General features: G+C 33.8%; 18 protein-coding genes. 5 read left to right on the forward strand and 13 right to left on the reverse strand.

What is annotated here, in order from left to right:
- Nucleotides 1–343: 343 nt before the first annotated feature.
- From KA900_RS07480 to KA900_RS07505, 6 genes are all read right to left on the reverse strand, one after another.
- The gene (locus tag KA900_RS07480; RefSeq protein WP_115342115.1) at nucleotides 344–1,288 is read right to left on the reverse strand and encodes an acetyl-CoA carboxylase carboxyltransferase subunit alpha; all 945 of its coding nucleotides are present in this window, start codon (nucleotides 1,286–1,288) and stop codon (nucleotides 344–346) included.
- The gene (accD, locus tag KA900_RS07485) at nucleotides 1,281–2,147 is read right to left on the reverse strand and encodes an acetyl-CoA carboxylase, carboxyltransferase subunit beta (protein ID WP_096809214.1); all 867 of its coding nucleotides are present in this window, start codon (nucleotides 2,145–2,147) and stop codon (nucleotides 1,281–1,283) included. Before accD ends, KA900_RS07480 begins: the two co-directional genes overlap by 8 nt.
- Before the next feature lie 76 nt (nucleotides 2,148–2,223).
- Nucleotides 2,224–3,456 (reverse strand): NADP-dependent malic enzyme, encoded by a 1,233-nt coding sequence (gene ystJ / locus KA900_RS07490; protein WP_096809212.1) that lies wholly within the window; start codon nucleotides 3,454–3,456, stop codon nucleotides 2,224–2,226.
- Between the two features lie 237 nt (nucleotides 3,457–3,693).
- The gene (locus KA900_RS07495; protein ID WP_096809210.1) at nucleotides 3,694–6,897 is read right to left on the reverse strand and encodes a DNA polymerase III subunit alpha; all 3,204 of its coding nucleotides are present in this window, start codon (nucleotides 6,895–6,897) and stop codon (nucleotides 3,694–3,696) included.
- A gap of 21 nt (nucleotides 6,898–6,918) precedes the next feature.
- Entirely contained in the window at nucleotides 6,919–7,854 is a 936-nt protein-coding gene (locus KA900_RS07500; RefSeq protein WP_115342114.1) for a DHH family phosphoesterase, read from the reverse strand.
- Between the two features lie 36 nt (nucleotides 7,855–7,890).
- Nucleotides 7,891–9,183: a DRTGG domain-containing protein gene (locus KA900_RS07505; protein ID WP_103373311.1), complete on the reverse strand. Its 1,293-nt coding sequence runs from the start codon at nucleotides 9,181–9,183 to the stop codon at nucleotides 7,891–7,893.
- Nucleotides 9,184–9,406: 223 nt separating this feature from the next.
- Between KA900_RS07505 and KA900_RS07510 the strand changes: the two genes are divergently transcribed.
- Nucleotides 9,407–9,820 (forward strand): universal stress protein, encoded by a 414-nt coding sequence (locus tag KA900_RS07510; protein ID WP_096809204.1) that lies wholly within the window; start codon nucleotides 9,407–9,409, stop codon nucleotides 9,818–9,820.
- A 304-nt stretch (nucleotides 9,821–10,124) separates the two neighbouring features.
- Here KA900_RS07510 and KA900_RS07515 read toward each other — a convergent pair whose 3' ends face one another.
- On the reverse strand, nucleotides 10,125–10,814 hold the full coding sequence (locus KA900_RS07515) for a metal-dependent hydrolase (RefSeq protein WP_210139414.1): 690 nt from the start codon (nucleotides 10,812–10,814) through the stop codon (nucleotides 10,125–10,127).
- A 206-nt stretch (nucleotides 10,815–11,020) separates the two neighbouring features.
- On the opposite strand from KA900_RS07515, the gene KA900_RS07520 reads away from it, so the two are divergent.
- Nucleotides 11,021–12,073, forward strand: coding sequence for a M24 family metallopeptidase (locus KA900_RS07520; RefSeq protein WP_096809200.1), 1,053 nt, complete (start codon nucleotides 11,021–11,023; stop codon nucleotides 12,071–12,073).
- A complete protein-coding gene (locus KA900_RS07525) occupies nucleotides 12,070–12,699 on the forward strand; it encodes a copper homeostasis protein CutC (RefSeq protein ID WP_210139415.1) in 630 nt (209 codons plus the stop codon). The genes KA900_RS07520 and KA900_RS07525 overlap by 4 nt, the downstream gene beginning before the upstream one ends.
- Before the next feature lie 270 nt (nucleotides 12,700–12,969).
- On the opposite strand, the gene ald is transcribed toward KA900_RS07525, so the two are convergent.
- Entirely contained in the window at nucleotides 12,970–14,085 is a 1,116-nt protein-coding gene (ald, locus tag KA900_RS07530) for an alanine dehydrogenase (protein ID WP_115342112.1), read from the reverse strand.
- Nucleotides 14,086–14,235: 150 nt separating this feature from the next.
- On the opposite strand from ald, the gene KA900_RS07535 reads away from it, so the two are divergent.
- Nucleotides 14,236–14,739, forward strand: a complete 504-nt coding sequence (locus KA900_RS07535; protein ID WP_096809194.1) for a universal stress protein — start codon at nucleotides 14,236–14,238, stop codon at nucleotides 14,737–14,739.
- 218 nt (nucleotides 14,740–14,957) lie between these two features.
- Nucleotides 14,958–16,136 carry an esterase-like activity of phytase family protein gene (locus KA900_RS07540; protein WP_115342111.1) on the forward strand — a complete coding sequence of 393 codons (1,179 nt, stop codon included), beginning with the start codon at nucleotides 14,958–14,960 and terminating at the stop codon, nucleotides 16,134–16,136.
- Nucleotides 16,137–16,543: 407 nt separating this feature from the next.
- Here the strand turns inward: KA900_RS07540 and KA900_RS07545 are convergent, their stop codons facing one another.
- The 5 genes from KA900_RS07545 to sppA all read right to left on the reverse strand — a co-directional run bounded on the left by KA900_RS07545 (nucleotide 16,544) and on the right by sppA (nucleotide 21,060).
- Complete coding sequence (locus KA900_RS07545; RefSeq protein ID WP_096809191.1) at nucleotides 16,544–17,743, reverse strand: acetate kinase; 1,200 nt, start codon at nucleotides 17,741–17,743, stop codon at nucleotides 16,544–16,546.
- A gap of 86 nt (nucleotides 17,744–17,829) precedes the next feature.
- Nucleotides 17,830–18,777: a class I SAM-dependent methyltransferase gene (locus tag KA900_RS07550; RefSeq protein WP_096809188.1), complete on the reverse strand. Its 948-nt coding sequence runs from the start codon at nucleotides 18,775–18,777 to the stop codon at nucleotides 17,830–17,832.
- Between the two features lie 158 nt (nucleotides 18,778–18,935).
- Nucleotides 18,936–19,430, reverse strand: a complete 495-nt coding sequence (gene tpx, locus KA900_RS07555; RefSeq protein ID WP_096809186.1) for a thiol peroxidase — start codon at nucleotides 19,428–19,430, stop codon at nucleotides 18,936–18,938.
- Nucleotides 19,431–19,506: 76 nt separating this feature from the next.
- A complete protein-coding gene (locus KA900_RS07560; protein ID WP_103373021.1) occupies nucleotides 19,507–20,058 on the reverse strand; it encodes an RDD family protein in 552 nt (183 codons plus the stop codon).
- A gap of 9 nt (nucleotides 20,059–20,067) precedes the next feature.
- Nucleotides 20,068–21,060, reverse strand: a complete 993-nt coding sequence (gene sppA, locus KA900_RS07565) for a signal peptide peptidase SppA (protein WP_096809182.1) — start codon at nucleotides 21,058–21,060, stop codon at nucleotides 20,068–20,070.
- Nucleotides 21,061–21,188: the final 128 nt, after the last annotated feature.

A 21,188-nucleotide genomic window follows, 5' to 3' on the forward strand; every position in this document is an offset into this window, starting at 1 on the left:
AGGTGCCATTAAAATAAGGCATCATAACTAATGTAAACGTTTTTAATTATAATAAAAAATAATTTTACAATTAGTAAGCGTTTCCTTTCATAACCCCTCCTAAAATATTCCAACTATATCTTACATTACCTTTAACTTATATTTAATAAACAATAATATTATTTTTTATACTTCTTCTTAAATTATTACAATAAAAATAAGAGCGATAATATAGAATCAAAATAAAAGATTTGATTCTATATTATCGCTCTTTTGCAGGCGTTTAAATTACTATCAGAATAGATGCACCTATTCATTGAAGCAAAGTAAACGATGTAGATGAGTATTATAATTTTTTTAATAATTATTCATTAAATGACCCAATATTTCTAAATTTATCATAACGGTCATCTACTATTTGTTGTTTATCTAGTGGACTTAATTCAGTTAAATGTTGTAAAAAAGCTTCTTTAATACTTTGAGCTTGTGTCTCAATATCATGATGAGCGCCGCCTAAAGGCTCTTTCAAGACTTGGTCTGCAATTTTCAACTCGCGCAAATCTTCTGCTGTGATTTTCATTGTTTCTGCCGCAATTTGTGCAAGATTACTATCTTTCCATAATAACGCAGAAGCACCTTCCGGCGAAATCACTGAATATGTACTGTTTTCAAGCATTAATAACCGATTAGACACGCCTAAACCTAAAGCGCCGCCGCTGCCACCTTCACCAATTACAATGGCAATAACGGGAACTTTAAGCGAAGCCATTTCAATTAAATTTTTAGCAATAGACTCGCTTTGGCCACGTTCTTCGGCCGCTTTACCTGGATATGCCCCCTTAGTATCAATAAAGGTAAAAACAGGTCTGTTAAATTTTTCAGCTTGTTTCATTAAACGTAAAGCTTTTCTATATCCCTCAGGATGCGCCATTCCGAAGTTGCGGTAAATATTATCTTTCGTATCTTTACCACGTTGTTGTCCAACGACCGTAACAGCTTGTCCATTTAAATAACCAATACCACCAATCATTGCTGGGTCATCTCGAAAGTTACGATCACCATGTAATTCCATGAATGAATCAAAAATGTATGGAATATAATCTAACGAGGTAGGTCTTTCCTGTAAGCGTGCTAATTGCACACGATCCCAAGGTTTTAAATTGGTATAAACTTTTTGGGTTTCACGATCCAGCGATGCTTCAAGCATATCAATTTCTTCCTGTAAATCCACATCATTTTTTTCTTGAGAATCTTTCAGTGATTCAATTTTATTTTTTATTTCAAAAAGTGGCTTTTCAAAATCAAGCATTTGTTTTCACCTCTTGGTGCATTTTTAAAATATTAGATAGCGTCATTTTCATTTCTTTTCTATGTACCACTTTATCTAATTGTCCATGTTCTAATAAAAATTCAGCAGTTTGGAAGTCATCCGGTAATTTCTCGTTAATTGTTTGTTCAATTACACGTCTACCTGCAAAACCTATTAGTGCTTTTGGTTCACTTAAATTAATATCACCAACGGAAGCAAAACTAGCTGACACTCCACCTGTAGTTGGGTTTGTAATATAAGAAATATATAACAAACCTGCATCCATATGTTTTTTAAGCGTAACGCTTGTTTTACCCATTTGCATTAATGAGATAATTCCTTCTTGCATTCTGGCGCCACCACTAGCAGAAAATAATATAAATGGCAAACGGTGTTCCGTACAGTGTTCAATTATTCTACAAATTTTTTCACCTACAACGGACCCCATACTTCCCATTCTGAATCTAGCGTCCATAACAGCTATGCCATATTCGATACCTTCTAAAGTTGCTGTACCTGTGACAACAGCCTCATTTAATTCTGTTTTCTGTTGGTCTTTTTGAATTTTTTCTTCATAACTTGGAAAATCTAATGGATTCGCAGAGGTCATGCCTTTATCAAACTCTGTGAATGTACCTTCATCAGAAATAGCTTCAATTCGTTTATGTGCAGTTAGCGCTATATGATGGTCACAGTTGAAACATACGTTTAAATTTTCAGCTAATTCTTTTGTATACATTATTTTTTTACATTTTGGACATTTCGTCATAATTCCCGCTGGAACATCACTTTGTTTTGAATCAGAAACAGTTACATACTTTTTCTTTTTACTACTTCGATTGAAAAAATCTTTAAACATTGGTAAACCTCCACATAACCATTGCTGTCTTCCTTATACTTCACACGCAATATTTCAAGACTAGCATTCATGAATATTATTTGTCTAAATCTGTTAATTTCATTGTTTTATTATAAATTTCTTCTGGATCCATATCTATTCTTGCCACCCCTGTTTCCATTGCAGCTTTTGCAACTTCTCTAGCAACTGAAGGTGCCACGCGTTTATCAAATGGACCAGGGATACAATAATCTGGATTTAATTCTTCCGATTTAATTAAATTAGCAATTGCTTCCACAGCAGCTTGTTTCATTTCTTCATTTATATGAGTAGCTTCCACATCTAACGCCCCTCTAAAAATACCTGGGAAAGCAAGCACATTATTGATTTGGTTTGGGAAATCGGAACGACCCGTACCAATTACTTTAGCGCCCGCTTCTTTTGCTACCTCTGGATTAATTTCAGGATTTGGGTTAGCCATTGCGAAGATAATTGGGTCTTGAGCCATTGATTCAACCATTTCTTTTGATAATAAGTCAGCAACAGAAACACCAATAAATACATCAGCATCTTTAATGACATCATTTAAAGAGCCTTCAACTTTTTCTCTGTTTGTCCATTTAGCAACAAATGATTTAGTATCATTCATACCGTATGAACGTCCTTCATAAATAGATCCTTTAGAATCACACATGATCATATCTCTAACACCATATGAATATAATAATTGTACGATAGCCATACCTGCAGCGCCTGCACCGTTAAGCACAACTTTAATATCTGACAAATCTTTATCCACGATACGAAGTGCATTAATCATACCTGCAACAGTTACAATTGCTGTACCATGTTGGTCATCGTGAAAAACAGGTATTTTTGTCTCTTTTTTTAAACGTTCTTCTATTTCGAAACAACGTGGGGCTGAAATATCCTCTAGGTTAATCCCGCCATAGTTAGGTTCTAATAACTTTACAGTATTAACAATTTCATCTGTATCCGTTGTATTTAACGCAATTGGCACGCCGTCTATGCCAGAAAAACTTTTGAACAAAACTGCTTTCCCTTCCATGACTGGAATACTCGCTTCTGCGCCAATATTACCGAGTCCTAATACAGCTGTACCATCAGTAACAACTGCTACAGTATTGGCTTTCATCGTATATTCAAATACTTTGCGTGGGTCTTCGTGTATTTCTTTACATGGCTCTGCTACGCCAGGTGAATATGCTAAGCTTAATTCTTCTTTATTGGTTACTTGGACTTTCGGTGTAACCTCTAATTTGCCTTGGTTTACTCTATGCATTTCTAATGCATCGTCTCTCAACGTCATGTAAATCTACCCCTTTACATTCAATGATTATAAACAGCTCATATATATTTTTATTACAATCTAACATAAATTACAAATGATATCGCTAACATTAAATCAGTGATCTTTTTTGTTAACCTTTGTAATAAAAACATATATTTCAATTATTCAAGTGAAGCATTATTCATATTATAAACTGATGGCAAGTATCTACTTAACCATCAGTTAACTATACCATAGTTTACAGTCTTGATAAAGCTAAATTATCCTTATATCCCACGGTGAGAATTTAGAAATAAGCATTTTGATTTTCTCTTTTTCACGAGAGATAAAACCGATGTTTTTAAATTGATTTTGATTTTCTTGAAAATACGTCACAGGAATATCACCTGTGGTTTCTTGTTCTTCCAACCATTGTTCTATTTCAGTAAAATCTTCTAAATTTCTAATTATAATTTGTTCGGCATGTGTTAACTTATAATCTTCAAATGTTGGTACATCTTCCATTTGATTGATTATAAGTTGTTTTTTATTATTTCTGTTTTCAAATTTACCCTTTACTATCAATGTATCTTCTGTATTTAAAATTGATTCATATTTTTTATAAGCATCAGGAAATACGACGCCATCTAGATTATTGATACCATCGTTCAAAGTTATAAACGCCATGTTTTGACCATTTTTAGTACGAATGCGTTTCAACTGATCAATTTGAACAAATATAGGTTGATTATCTCGTGCATTATTTAATTTATATATGCCGAGATATTGCTTTTGTTCAAATGCTTTTTCTACTGGATGGGTTGATACATAAAACCCTAAATATTCTTTTTCATAATCACTTAGCACTTTATCCGGCAATTCTTCTTTTTCTTCGTATGAAATTTTAGGCGTTAACACGTCAAAAATAAAACCATCTTGTTCCACGTCAGAGACGTCATCAAGCACTTGGTCTATAGAGTGTAATAAAGTAGCACGGTTTTTTCCAAAGGAATCAAAGGCACCAACTAAAATTAATGCTTCAAGTAATTTTCTAGACTTGATTCTTTTTGGTATGCGACGTGTAAAATCAAAAAAGTCTTTATATATACCATTTTCTTTTCGCTCATCAACAATGAGTTTGACACTTTGATATCCAACACCCTTAATTGCACCTAAAGATAAATAAATACCCTTCTTATTAGCTTTGTAAAACCAATGGCTTTCATTGATGTTCGGTGCCAATACCTTGAGTTGTTGATGTTTAGCTTCATCAATAATTTGTGCCGTCTTCTTCTCACTACCAATTGAATTGCTTAATATATTTGCATAAAAGTAATTCGGATAATGTACCTTTAAATACCCCATAATATAAGCAATTTTTGAATAACTAACAGCATGCGCACGTGCAAATCCGTAATCAGCAAACTTTAAAATCAAATCAAATATTTGTTTGCTTAAACTAGTCTCGTAACCATTTTTCAATGCGCCATCAACAAAATGCTGTCGTTCGCTTTCTAACACTGCGCGGTTTTTTTTACTCATCGCACGTCTTAATATATCGGCTTCTCCATAGCTGAAATTAGCAAACTTACTTGCGATTTGCATGATTTGTTCTTGATAGATAATGACGCCGTACGTCGTTTTTAAAATAGGTTCTAAATCTTTATGGAGATACTGTACTTTCTCTGGAGCGTGCCTTCTCGCAATATAGGTTGGGATTTCTTCCATAGGACCTGGTCTATACAACGACGTTACAGCTACAATATCTTCAAAGTGCTGTGGCTGTAATTTTTTCAATACATTTCTGATACCATCCGATTCTAATTGAAATATTCCTGTTGTATTACCTTGAGAAAGGAGTTGAAATACTTTTTTATCATCAAATGGAATGGCTTCTATATCTATATCAATACGCAAATCTTTCTTAACTTGTTTAACAATTTGATGGATAATAGATAAATTTCTCAAACCTAAAAAATCAATTTTCAACAGACCGATACGTTCAGCTTCTGTCATCGTCCACTGTGTTAATAATCCAGCGTCACCTATTGTTAATGGTGTGTACTCATATAACGGATGATCATTAATGATAATACCTGCTGCATGTGTTGAGGTATGACGTGGTAAGCCTTCTAATTTTTTACAAATTTCAAACCAACGTTCATGACGGTGATTTCTATGGACAAACTGTTTAAAGTCGTTGCGTTCATAAGTTTCATCTAACGTAATACCAAGTTTATGAGGAATTAAAGATGAAATTTCGTTTAATGTAATTTCGTCAAACCCCATAATTCGACCAACATCTCTCGAAACTGCTCTAGCTAATAAATGTCCAAATGTCACAATTCCAGCTACATGGTTATCACCATATTTTTCTTGTACATAGCGAATCACTTTCTCTCTATGCGTATCTTCAAAATCTATATCAATATCAGGCATCGTGACGCGTTCTGGGTTTAAAAAACGCTCGAATAATAAGTTATATTTGATGGGGTCAATGGTTGTAATATCTAATAAATAACTGACAAGTGAACCCGCTGATGAACCCCGGCCAGGCCCCACAAATACACCATTTGTTTTTGCGTAGTGTATTAAGTCACTCACAATAAGAAAGTAATCTTCAAACCCCATGCGCGTAATAATATCATATTCATGTACGAGCCTTTTATTGTAGCCTTGTTTAATTTCAGAAGATAAATTTAATTTTTTTAAATTTTGTTGCAATGTTTGATATAGATAATCTTTGGATGATTGATTGTCTGGTGTTTTAAACTTAGGTAATAATGACTGATGATATTGCAATTCGGCTTTACAAATCGTTTCAATGTAGTTGGTATTTTGCCAAACTTCGTCACTTAAATCTAATGTGTCCAATTCATTCAGACTAAACAAATGTGCGTTATATTCGTGTTCTTCTTTAACTAAATCTAATTTCGAATTATCTCTAATAGCTGCTAAAGCAGTTAAAGTATCGCCATCTTCTTGGTTTAAATAACTCGTACTTTGTGCCCAAACAACCGGTAAATCAAATAGTTTTTGACTCGTGTGATTTAGAAATACTTCATCATCATTCGAAAAAGTTTGTAGTAAACTTTGGTGTTCCTCTACTACATTTTTAAATATTACAACAAAATTATCATTATATTTTTTCAACCATTCAAACGATGTTTCTGATTTTTCTTTCATTTTGATTGCAGATGATAATTTAAATAAATCTTTTAAACCTTGATTGTTTTTCGCAAGGATGATTGTTTCTACTGAGACCAAACCATCTGTCACATAAGTAGTCATGCCGAATATAGGATGGATATTTGCTGCTATACATGCATCATAAAACTGAGGATAGCCATATAAAACGTTGGTGTCTGTAATTGCTAATGAAGTGTAGCCTTCTTTTGCCGCTTTTGTGATACAATCTTTTATCTTAATGCTAGAATTCAACAAATCATACGATGTATGAATATTTAAATGCGCAACCATTAGCAAATACCTCCTATGTCATTACAATTTATTATTTAACGCTTCAGCTAACACTTCAAATTGCGCCCAATCTGCTACAGAAACTCCTGACGCATTTGGATGGCCCCCGCCGCCAAATTCGTTTGCTATATCATTAATAACAATATCTTTAGATCGAATGCGACATCTGATTTCTGATCCTTCATCAACTGCGAACACCCATATTTTCAATCCTTGAATATCTGCAATGGCATTTACAAATAAGGATGCTTCATTTGCAGCAATATCAAATTGTTCCAATATATCTTTAGTAATCTTAACCTTACAGAACCCTTTTTCGTTTAAAACAAAATGCTGTAAAACATATCCTTGGAATGGTAATAACTTAGGATCTTTCTCCCCCAATTTATTCAGTTCTTTTTGGTGATTAAATGGATATTTCAATAATTGACTCGCTACTTCCATCGTATGTGGCGTCGTATTATTAAATAAGAATCGACCTGTATCTCCTACAATACCTAAGTACAGTACGCGAGCCACTGAAGCATCAATAATCGTTTGATCGTTAAAATATGTTATAAAATCAAAAATAATTTCACTCGTTGAAGAGGCATGATCATTAACATAATTAATTTCTCCGTATTGATCTACTGCAGGATGGTGATCGATTTTAATAAGTCGATTGCCTGTGTTAAATCTGTTATCACTAATTCTTGGTGCATTCGCAGTATCACACACAATAACTAATGCATCGTTATATTGCTCATCACTAATTTCATCGAAGGTTCCAATGAAATCAAGCGATGATTCTGCTTCTCCTACGGCAAAAATATTTTTTTCCGGGAATTTTAAGTTTAAATAATATTTTAAACCAAGTTGGGAACCATACGCATCTGGATCAGGTCTTACGTGCCTATGTATTATAATCGTTTGTGCTGTTTTTATTTCATCCATAATTCGATTGAATTCTATCGTCATTTCTATTATCTTCCTTTTTAATTAATATAATTTTCTTTAATCTATCATCTGACAAATAATCATTGCTTTGGCGACATGTTTACCATCTCTCGTCATTGTAACCTCTAATTTAGCAAAATTTCTTCCTACATCTAACATATCATAATGCACGTTGATTTCAGATTCAATTTGCACTGTTTTAATGTAAATAATATTTAAGCTTTCGATCATCACTTCAAGTTTTTTTAATTTTCTCATCTCATAACGCACTGTTTCCTCAATAATAGCTACGAATACTGCCTTACTTAAAGTACCAAATTGATTTGTAAGCAGTGGTGAAGTTTGAACTTGAATAACATCATTAGTAATTGTAATGTGTTTAGCAATTTGGTCATTAATCGTTTCTCCTACTTGCGGTTGACGACTTAATAATTGCATCGCGGTTAGTACATCTTTTCTTGTAATAACACCAATTAGTTTTTTGCTTGGAGAAATAACAGGCAAAAGTTCGATGCCTTCCCAAATCATCATATGGGCACAATTAGCTACAGTAGTGGAAAGTTGCACATTGATGGGTGTCTTAGTCATAAAATGTGCCAATGTGTCATTATCTTCCATTTTAATAATTTCTTTACTAGTAATAATTCCAACTAAACGCCAATATTCATCAATCACCGGAAATCTTGAATGACCTGTGTGTTTCGCTTTTTCTTTATAATCATGCAAAGTCATATGGTCAAACACTACAGTGCCTTCGTTAACAGGTTTAACTATATCTTCAACAACCAAAATTTCTTTTCGAATCATTTGGTTATACATTGCTCTGTTAATAATATTAGCAACTAAATATGTATCATAATTTGAGGATAGTATGGGTAAATCATGTTCATCTGCATATTTAACAATTTCATCAGAAGTCCTAAAACCACCAGTGATCAATACTGCGCTTCCTCTTTTCAAAGCAGCTAATTGTACATCTTTTCTATTTCCAACAATTAATAATGTATGAGGGCTTAAATACTTTATCACATCTTCGATTTCCATTGCTCCGATAGCAAATTTTGTCAATGTTTTGATAAGCCCATTTCTACCGCCTAACACTTGTCCATCAATTATTTTTACAATTTCTCCAAATGTAAGTTGTTCGATTTGTTCGCGTGTTTTCTTTTCTATTCGGACTGTTCCAACTCGATCAATGGTCGCTACTAAACCTATTCTCCCAGCATCTTTAATAGCACGGTATGCTGTTCCTTCAGATACACTTAAATCTTTCGCTATTTTCCTAACAGAAATTTTTTGTCCTACTGCTAAAGATTCTATATAAGATAAAATTTGCTCATGCTTTGTCATTGTAATAACCTCATTTTTGGACATTTTCTATGATATTATAACTTTTTATAAATAAAATTGCGAAGTAATGATGTTAAAATCACTTTTTAACAACAATTATGACATATATTTCTACATAAATTAATATCTAAAAAGTTTTTTACTCAGTTTATATGAAAATACATAAATTTTAATTTGATTTGTGATAAACTTTAATTAGAATAGAGTTAAGGAGGGATGAACAATGTTCAAAAATATTTTACTTGGTGTTGATACAACACTTAAAAACGAAAAAGCACTTAAAGAAGTTTCTAAATTAGCTGGGAAAGACACTGTTGTAACAATTATGAATACAATTAGTGAACAAGATGCCCAAGCTTCAATTAAATCTGGTGTGCATTTAGATAAACTTGTTGAAAAACGAAGTGAAGGTTTAGAAAGTACACGTAATGCTTTAGAAGAATATGGTATCAAATATGATGAAATCATTGTCCGCGGCAATCCAAAAGAGCAATTAGTAAAAGAAGCGAATAGTGGAAAATATGAAATTATTGTTCTTAGTAACCGTCGTGCTGAAGAAAAGAAAAAATTTGTATTAGGTAGTGTGAGTCACAAAGTGGCTAAAAGAGCTAGCATCCCTGTTCTTATAGTAAAATAATAAAGATGAGGCTGGAACGCTTATTTACGTTTCAGCCTCATCTTTGTTCTCAACAATTGGTTGCTAAAGTGTTATGTTTAAACATTACTCTTAAAGAACTACTTTTAAAGCACACTCATATGCCTTCTTTTACGTTAGTAGTTCTTATCCAAGCGCTCTATCCTCTACCATTTCTATGAAAACGAGTAACACTTGTACACGTGCCAAGACTTAGCTTCTTTGTTCTTAACTTTCTAAATCTTGGCGGCGTATGGAAATGATTTTTAAAATATGATCCTGTACTACTATCTTTGCCGTATCACAATTAAAATTCTACTGAATCACCTGGGTTAAGCACTTGCACTTCCCCTTCTGACACTGCAGCTTTAAATTCATCTGGATTTTGCTTAATCAAATCGAATGTATTGTAGTGGATTGGTACTGTAATACTAGGCTTAATGAATTGATTAATTGCATAGCTAGCATCATCAATTCCCATAGTGAAATTGTCACCGATTGGTATAAAACAAACATCAACTGGATGACGTTCTGCAATCAATTTCATATCACCAAACAACCCAGTATCACCTGTATGATATATTGTTTTGCCTTCTATTTCTAGAATTAGACCCATCGGCATACCTAAATAAACTGGGATACCATTCTCATCAGTTAAACTAGAACTATGAAATGCTTGCACAAATTTAACTGTACCAAACTCAAATTCAGCCTTACCGCCAATATTCATAGGTCTTACATTTTCAACATTTTTTGTAGTAGTCAAATAATCTCCTAATTCTGCAGAACCAATCACTGTTGCATGATTTCTATTTGCTAACTCTACAGTATCACCAAAATGATCTCCATGACCATGTGTCAAAATAATATAATCAACATCTAACGTTTCAGTATCTAAGTCAGACAACTCATTGCCTGTAATAAATGGATCGACAATAACTTTTTTACCATTCGCTTCAAAATAAATCGTTGATTGTCCATGAAAAGATAACTTCATATCGATAATTCCTCCCATAAATCTATTTAATTTATATATACCACAATTACAGCTGGTTATAACACATTTTTGTAAAACATCGACACAAATAGCCTTTTCTTTCATCGAAATTATAATCGGTCTATTTAATTTTAATATATTATTTTTGAATTCCTTCATAAACTAACATAAAATTAGTATGATATTACATTTAGGAGGATGAAACAATGAAGTTACAACAAGTTACAGAAGAACTGAAATCTCAACATGCTGACGCAGCATGGATTACCACACCACTGAATATTTTTTATTTCACAGGTTATTTAAGTGATCCTCATGAACGTTTACTAGCGTTACTTATCAAAGAAAATGGTGAGCAAGTCCTGTTTTGCCCACAACTGGAAGTAGAAGAAGTAAAAGCCTCTCCTTTTGAAGGTGAAATCATTGGCTATCTAGACACCGAAAACGCTTTAGATAAATACCCACTAGCTATTAATAAGATTCTGGTCGAAGCAGCGCATTTAACTTTACAACGCCAGCGTGAATTAATCGCAGCTTTCAATGTTCAATCATTTGGGGATATTGACCATATTATCAAATCTCTTCGTAATGTAAAAAGCGAGAGCGAAATAGCAAAAATTCGAAGAGCATGTGAACTCGCAGATAAATGTATTGAAATCGGTGTCAACTTTTTAAAAGAAGGCGTAACAGAACGCCAAGTAGTTAATCATATCGAATATGAAATTAAAGCTTATGGCGTAAATGAAATGAGTTTCGATACTATGGTGCTTTTCGGTGACCATGCTGCTTCACCTCATGGAGTCCCAGGAGACCGTCAATTACAAAATGATGAATTTGTATTATTTGATTTAGGTGTTATTTACGAAAATTACTGTAGTGATATGACAAGAACAGTACAATTTGGACAACCAAGTGCGGAAGCTCAAGCAATTTACGATACTGTTTTAAAAGCTGAACAAGAAGCCATTGCGGCAATTAAACCTGGAGTGACGATTAAAGACGTGGACGCTATCGCTCGTAACATTATTAGTGACGCTGGTTATGGTGACTATTTCCCTCACCGTTTGGGTCATGGATTAGGATTAGAAGAACATGAATATCAAGATGTGTCTAGTACAAATACAAATAAATTTGTACCTGGAATGGTTGTAACTGTGGAACCTGGTATATATGTTCCAGGCGTTGCTGGTGTACGTATTGAAGATGATATTCTCGTTACAGAAAATGGGAACGAAAGTTTAACAGGGTATCAAAAATGATTAAAGAAGCTGTAGTTGAAACAGTACAGGAAATTGAATATGCTATCAAACATGGCGCCGACCGAGTTGAACTTTGTGATAACTTAAGTGTCGGTGGCACAACACCAAGTATAGGCATGATAGAAATTGCGACTGAAATGTGTAAAGCTAATAACGTAGAAATCGCTGTGATGATTCGTCCACGTGGCGGTAACTTTGTATATAGTCTTTATGATTTTGAAATTATGCAACGCGATATAACTGCGATCAAACGTTGTGGTATTGATTATTTTGTTTTCGGTTGCCTAACTGATGATGATACATTAAATGAATGGCAAATGAAGACATTAAAACAGCTAGCATCGCCGAAACAAGTTGTATGTCATATGGCGTTTGATCAAATACATTTACAGGGCCAAATAAAAGCGTTACATCAATTAATTGATATTGGCTTTACGCGTCTGCTAACGCACGGCGGTCCAGCTGATTCGGATATATTTGACAATCTAAACCAACTAGGTAAATTGGTAGTCAATTCAGGCGGGGGTATCGAAATTATGCCCGGCGGTGGTCTGAAAAAATTTAATGTACAAAAGCTCCTAGCTGCCTTTCCTTTCCAAGAAGTGCACGGCACTCAAATTGTTTAGCACCTAACGATGACAAACGAATAACGATCTTATGCTTTAATTTTCGTTGCGCCTTTTAGTCATGATTATACCAATCTTAAAAGCTAACTATAAGTGCAATGTCAGATTTAACCAACTACTGGCCTATATTGTAGTTGAGACTAGATTGTTTGTTTATGTCTCAATCGTATAGACGTTCATTGTTAATTAATTAAAAAAACTAGCCATCCCTTCGATTCGTATGAGATGGCCAGTTTTTTATTTTGATACTATTTTCCAAATTGAATCAAGTTATTTTAGTACGCTTTCAATATTGGCATATGTTAAATTTAACGCTTCTCCTACACCTTTATTTGTTAATACACCGTTAATTGTGTTCAAACCTAAAGATAAAGGCTCATTATCTTGTAATGCTTTTAAATAACCTTTTCCAGCAATTTGTAATGCGTATGGCAATGTCGCATTGTTTAATGCAATCGTAGAAGTACGTGGCACTGCACCAGGCATATTCGCTACTGCATAATGTACGACACCATGTTTTTTATATGTTGGATCATCATGCGTTGAAATGCGATCTGTTGTTTCGAAAATACCGCCTTGGTCAATAGCAATATCTACGATAACCGCACCATCTTTCATCGATTTAACCATGTCTTCAGAAACTAGATTGGGCGCTTTAGCTCCAGGTATTAACACCGCCCCAATCACTAAGTCACTATTTTTAACACATTCTTCTATATTTAATGGGTTAGACATAATCGTATGTACGCGACCATCGAATAAATCTTCAAGCTCTTGTAAACGCTTAGGGTTAACATCTAAAACTGTAACATCCGCGCCTAAACCTAAAGCGATTTTAGCAGCATTTGTACCCGCTTGGCCGCCGCCAATAATCGTTACACGACCTTTAGCTACGCCAGGCACACCGCTAAGTAAGATACCCATGCCCCCCTTGTATTTCTGTAAAAATTCAGCACCAATTTGAGCAGACATACGACCAGCCACTTCACTCATAGGTGTCAATAGTGGTAATGATTTATCAGACAACTGAACCGTTTCATACGCGATTGCAATGACTTTATTTTCTAATAAAGCTTGTGTTAATTTCTTTTCATTTGCTAGATGTAAATACGTAAATAGAATTAAATCCTCTTTAAAATATTGAAACTCTTCTTCTAATGGTTCTTTAACTTTCATAACCATGTCAACATCCCATACTTCAGCAGGCCCATTACCAATTTTAGCTCCAGCTGTTATATAGTCTTCGTCTTCAAAATATGAACCTAAACCTGCAGACTTTTCAACAATGACAGAGTGCCCTTCTTCTACTAAAGCATGTACACCACTTGGGGATAAACTTACTCTATTTTCATTGTTTTTAATCTCTTTCGGAATACCTATGATCATTTTATCCACCTCCAAATTTATAGTAACGTGTATTTTGTGAAAGCGCAATCATAGTTTAGAGTATTTTTACATTATTAATGACTACAAATTATGTTAATATTCTGTAAATAGTGGTATAATATAATCAAGAAGATGAAGGAGGTAATTGTGATGCTAACTTATAAAAACATATTAATTGCAGTAGATGGATCACATGAAGCTGAATGGGCGTTCAACAAAGCAGTAGACGTAGCAAAACGTAATGAAGCAAAATTAACTATTGTAAATGTAATTGATTCAAGAACTTATTCTTCCTATGAAGTTTACGATGCTCAATTTACCGAAAAATCTAAAAACTTCTCTGAAGATCTATTGAAAGGTTACAAAGAAGTCGCTACAAATGCTGGCGTTACTGACGTGGAAACACGTTTAGAATTTGGCTCTCCAAAGGCAATTATACCTAAAAAATTGGCAGCGGATGTCGAAGCAGATTTAATTATGTGTGGTACTTCAGGCCTTAATGCGGTCGAAAGATTCATAGTCGGCTCTGTATCAGAAGCCATCGTTCGCCACTCACCTTGTGACGTATTAGTTGTGCGCACTGAAGAACTTCCTGAAGATTTCCAACCACAAGTTGCTACAGACGAATTCAGATCAAAATATCAAGCGCGTTAATAATAGCGTAATTTAACTGGATTGTTAAACCGTGTCATCCTGTGAATCATACAAATACTCAAAAATAGTTTGCCTCAATGTTGAGAGCAAACTATTTTTTTATAATCTGCTTTTAGGTCGCTTTTTAAATTAATTTGTTATAAACATGTTATATCAATTATTCATATTTGTATTTTAAAATTTAAATCAAACAGCACATAAATAAAGGAGTAGATGATATGAATTCTTTTAAAAGGATAATTATTTTGAGTATAGTAGGTTGTTCCATTTTAAGTCTTTCCTCTAATACATATGCAGAAACAAAAAATATGAAATCCAATCAAAAAACTGCCTCGCAACTAACATACATCGATACAGAAACCATCCCCTATCAAACAAAATACAAAGGGGCTAGTATCGGTGGCTTGTCTGGCATAGATTACGACCCTAAAAGTAACACATGGCTAATGATTAGTGACGATCGTTCAGAAAAAGACCATGCTAGATTTTATGAAGCACATATTAATTATAATAAGCAACAGTTTAATCATATTAAGTTTACTCAAATGCATTATCTAAAACAGCCAGATAAAACAACATATCCAAACAAAAATGACTTTACCTCTGAATCAAATCATGCGGTAGCCGATCCTGAATCAATTCGCGTTAATCCTTTAAACAATCATCAAATTCTATACACCAGTGAAGGCGACCGTGAGTTGGGGTTAAATCCATTCATAAGAATAGCATCTAAAAATGGTGATTTTATTTCTGAAATTCCAATACATACCCCACTTAAAATGGATCATCAAAACAAACAAGGCTTTCGTAATAATCTAGCATTAGAAGGCAGTACCTTTACTGAAGATGGCAAACATATTTGGGCATCGATGGAAGCACCAATTATTCAAGATGATCAATTACCAACTACAAATTCAGGTTCCCATACCCGCTTAACACAGTATAATAGACAAGGAGATACCATCTCTGAAATTGCCTACCCGCTAGACGCCATCCCTCAAAAACCTGGTAAAAATAAAGAAGCAGAAAATGGCATCGCCGAAATATTAATGTTAAATGAAAAAGAACTTTTAATATTAGAACGTGCAAGTGTTCAAAACAATAATAATCAATTTAAAAATGATATACGTATATATAAAGCGGATGTGACGAGTGGCACAAACATTAAAAATATGAATTCAATTCAAAATCATAAAATATCACCAGTTAAAAAACATTTAATTGCAAATTTAAATGAACAAGATGTTGGCCATATTGATAATATTGAAGGTATGACATTCGGTCCTAAACTACCAAATGGCCATGACATTTTAGTGCTTATTTCAGATAATAACTTCAATAACAAACAGCAAACGAATCTGATTGCTTTTGATGTAGAGCCAACAGATGAAAAATAATATGTAAACTATAAGACGACTAACTATTGAATTAAACACAATTGTGTCGTCTTTTAGTTTTGCCCCAAATATTTAAGTAGTTGTCAAAAAGTATAATGGGTTTAAAATCTTTTAACATATATGACCTTGATTTAAGCTATAAGCATTTAATTAAAAGAAAATAATGACCTTTTTAAATGATATACGCTGAGACACCGAATTTAAGTATATAAAAAAGCGAGATAGAATTTATAAATTCTATCTCGCCCTCGCATGTATAAGTAAAAAGTGAAGTTAAATCACATACATGTGTTAAAGCATATGCATAAGTATCACTAACTGCATAAATTAAGAAGTGCTACTTTACGCTCACGCTGTGTATCCTACTTTGAAGCCGAGACATAATTGATATCTCGTCCTCTGTAACATTAGTCTAAATTACCAAATTTAACAACATCGCGTGCAATCATTACTTCTTCGTTCGTTGGAATCACGATAACTTTAACAGGTGAATGTGGGTAGTTAATAAAGCCTTCTTCGCCATGAATCGCTTCATTTTTCTTAGCGTCCCAATAAACACCCATAAATTCTAAACCTTCTAATACTTTTGCTCTAACAGGATCAGAGTTTTCACCAACACCTGCAGTAAAGATAATCACATCTACACCGTGCATACGCGTAGCATACGAGCCAATATATTTATGAATTCTAGATGCAAATACATCTAACGCTAACTGTGCACGTTCTTTACCAGATTTAGCATCGTCAATAATATCTCTTAAATCACTTGAAGTACCAGAAATACCTAATAAACCAGATTCTTTATTTAGCGTGTTGAGTACTTCTTCGGCGTTTTTACCAGTTTTTTCCATAATAAATGGAATTAAAGCTGGGTCAATGTTACCTGAACGCGTGCCCATAGTAACACCTGCTAATGGTGTGAAGCCCATTGAAGTATCTACAGATTCGCCTCCATCTATCGCTGCTATTGACGCACCATTACCGATATGACATGAAATGATACGCAACTCTTCAATTGGTTTACCCAAAATTTCAGCAGCGCGTTGTGATACATATTTATGACTTGTACCGTGGAAGCCATATTTACGAATACCATAATCTTCATAATATTGATAAGGTAAACTATATAAATATGATTTTTCTGGCATTGTTTGATGGAATGAAGTATCAAATATAGCTACATGTGGGATTTCTGGTAACAACTTGCGGAAAGCACGAATACCCATTAAGTTTGCAGGGTTGTGTAGTGGTGCTAATTCACTTAGAGATTCAATTTGCTCTTCAACTTCATCTGTAACGTAAACAGAATTCGGGAATAATTCCCCTCCATGTACAACACGGTGTCCTGTGCCATCAATATCGTAGATACTGTCAATCACGCCATGTTTCTTGAAGCTTTCTAGCATGATATTAACCGCTTGTTCATGATCTGCAATATCTAAAGTTTCTTTATGTTTTTCTTCATTTACTTCAATTGTAAATACAGAGTCTTTTAACCCAATACGTTCAATAAGTCCCTTAGTAACAATTTTTTCTTCCGGCATTTCAATAAGTTGAAATTTCAATGATGAACTACCAGCGTTAATGGCCAAAATTAATTTTGACATAGCATAATGCCTCCAATTTAAATTAAGTTTTTAATATCCATATCTATTTAATCATTAATACAGTGCGAATTCAAGAATATTACAGTTTAATTTTCAGGGTGATTTTCTGCCATCCAAGCATTTAAATCTTGTAAAAATGCTTGGAACTGTTGTGGGCTTTTGAAATCAGGTATATTTGCTAATAGCACCTCTACAGGCTTCGTTACATTAGTTTCTTTTTTCTGTAAAATAAGGATAGATTTACGTGCCTTTTCATTTTTAAACAATGTAGATGGTAAATTTAAAAATGCTTGCATTTCTGTTTCTGTAGCAATAAAGTTTTGCAACTGTTTCACATTTGTACCTTCAAATAAATCACTTGGCACCACTAAGAATGCATAACCAGATGTTTTTAATGCACTAATTGCTTGTTCAATTAATAAATAGTGCGAAAAACTATGCCCTTCATCAAACCCTAATTCCATTTCTTTGCTTCTGTCATCTAATGGATAATAACCAATGGGTAGATCGCCAATAACGACGTCGGCATCTTCAAAAGGTAAAGGCATGATAGCATCTTGAGGATACACATCAAATGGGATTTCTAAAAAGTTTGCTAAATGTACACTTACGCGTGATAATACTGGGTCGACTTCAACGAGATGATGCATCATTGTATGTTCCGATAATACCTCGTGTACAGAAGCACTCAAATGTCCAGCGCCACTAGCTATATCCGCAATATGAAATGCTTCTTTATTCTTTAAGAAGCGTGCTGCAAGAAACCCTAAAATCATGCCGATTGAATCAGGCGTAATTTGGTGATTAGCTTGGATATCTTCTTTTTGCATTAAATTTAGGTAAGCAAATTGAAATGCCTTACGTCTATCTTGTAAGGTTGCCTGTTCAAGCAATGATCTTTGTTCCGTATAAACGTTTTCCATTGCAAGCCCTAAATTTTCCATAAAACTTTGGCCATTCTCTTCGTTCAAAGCCTTAGCTTTTTCATCGAGTGTTTTAAATAATTTCTCCATTACTGTTTCTTCTTGTGCCATTTAAAAGTCCTTTCTAAAAAAACTGTCCATAATTAAGTTGAAATTAAGTCAGTACCCCTAACTTATATTACCAAATAATTATGGACAGTTTGAATTATAATGTCAATGATACTGTTTATGAGTCGGTTCAAACGTATGCTTATGACAATTTTATATTTTTATATGCTTCGGTATGCTTCTAAAGCTGCATCAAAATCTGGAAAATCTGTGCCTTCAGGAACAACTTCAGTATAAATTACTTTATTATTTTTATCTAATACAAAAACAGAACGCGCTAACAAGCGTAATTCTTCCATAACTACGCCATATGTTTTACCAAAAGATAAATCTCTATGATCGCTCAAAGTGATTACGTTGTCTAATCCATTTGATGCACACCATCTTTTTTGCGCAAATGGCAGATCTGCAGAAATCGTTAATACAACGCCATCTTCTTCCGCAGCTTCTTCATTAAATTTACGTGTTTGTTGATCACATACACCTGTGTCTATTGATGGAACCACACTGATTAATTTTTTTTGTCCATCGTAAGTTTCTAGATTTACTTCATTCAAGTCGTTGTCTAACACAGTAAATTCTGGAGCAAATTCTCCTTTTTTCACTTGAGAACCATATAAAGTTACTGGTTCCTGTTTAAATGTAATTTGTGCCATATTGCACGCCTCCTATTAAAAAGTACTTACATCAAATAGTATACCCGTTTGCTGTATTAAAATAAACTTATACCTACTAAAGTTTGTTACTTTCTTTTAGGTAAAAGATTTTTTCGAATTTATTTTTTATTACTACCGTGTTAGCAAAGAAGTCGTGAATCCCTCTATGCTTGTCAGTAAATAATGTAACCAAGTACGGTAAGTTAAACATTACACCACTGATAATACGGCCGATCCATTCTCTAAATAAAACATCCGACCATGAAAGCGGTTGACGATCTAACCGTTCTACTCTAATATTACAAATCATTTTTCCAATAGTTTGTTTGAAAAACTTAGTCATTAATACAAAGTAAATATAAAAAATAAGTGCATCTAACATATGACCGATACTAAAATAATCAATCCATAACTTCATTTCATCTATATTAGTAAATTGATATATGGGCTTTAAAACCAAACTATGAAGACCAAATATGATTAATAAATCAATAATAAAGCTCCAAAATCTTATCCCAAACCCGGCGTATAAAGACTTCGCTAATTGTTGGTGATAGAGTGTTTCTATTTCAGATGTATGATTTTTCGAATCGTTTTGTACCGCTTCTTCGTTTGTGTGCTTATCCATTATATACACCTAACCTTCGTATAGATACATCGGTTCAGCTTCTGTATCATTTTTGATAATTGATTTTAATTCGTTTAAGTCATTCTTGAATTGACCTATTGTTGTTTTAGTGGAATAGAGAGAGCTGAACCAACCGCCGCCTTCGCTATATTTAAATACTTCTGCATCTTCAGCATTGATATCTTTTTTTAGTGCTTTCAAAGCGTTATCTTTATAACCAATTTCATCTATCAAGCCATTTGCTTTAGCTTGTTGCGCACTATAGATACGACCGTCAGCCAATTTTTTAACTTTTTCTTCTGACATGTCTCTGCCATCTTCAACAATATTAACAAATCGTTCATAACTATCGTCTAATACTGACTGCAATATATCTTTTTCTTCACTAGTCATTTCTCTGGAACTACTCATAATATCTTTATGTTTACCAGATTTGATTACATTTTCTTTAACGCCTAGTTTTTCTTGTAAACCTGAATAATCTACGTTTGACATAATAACGCCTATGGAACCAGTTGTCGTTTGAGGACCAGCGTATATTTTATCAGATGGTGCAGCTATATAATAACCACCTGAAGCGGCCATTGATTCCATATGTACATAAACCTTTTTATGTTTTTGTTTTATTTCTTTAATCTTTTTATAAATTTCATCACTTGGGTATGTGCCACCACCAGGTGTATTAATACTTAACAGCACACCTTTAATCGAACTATCTTTTTTAACTTTATCTAATTGTTTAAGAAATGCTTCGTGGTTATAACCAGATCCTCCAAACATACCGCCTCCGGTTCCTTCAGCTATTTCTCCATTTAAAGTTAAATGCGCAATTCTCTTGGTAGCGTCGCCTTCTTTTTCAACTGTTTCAGTAAATGGATCCATTTCCGATGAACTATCTTCATTAAAAAGCGAAGATATAACAGTCGAAATCGAACTCATAACGACACCTCCTAGTACAATAACTACTGCAAGTACAATTGCTATGACCCTTTTCTTCGACATCTCTATTCACTCCCATAATATTTATTTCAATCTTTCCAAATACAATTTAAACATAATCAATTAAACGGTGTATACCTCAATTTACTTTTTAAATATAAAAGGAGCAGGCTAACGAAAACAAATATTTC

Origin of the sequence: Staphylococcus sp. GDY8P120P (assembly GCF_017892065.1) — a bacterium.
In the GTDB taxonomy this organism is placed as follows: Bacteria; Bacillota; Bacilli; order Staphylococcales; family Staphylococcaceae; genus Staphylococcus; species Staphylococcus nepalensis.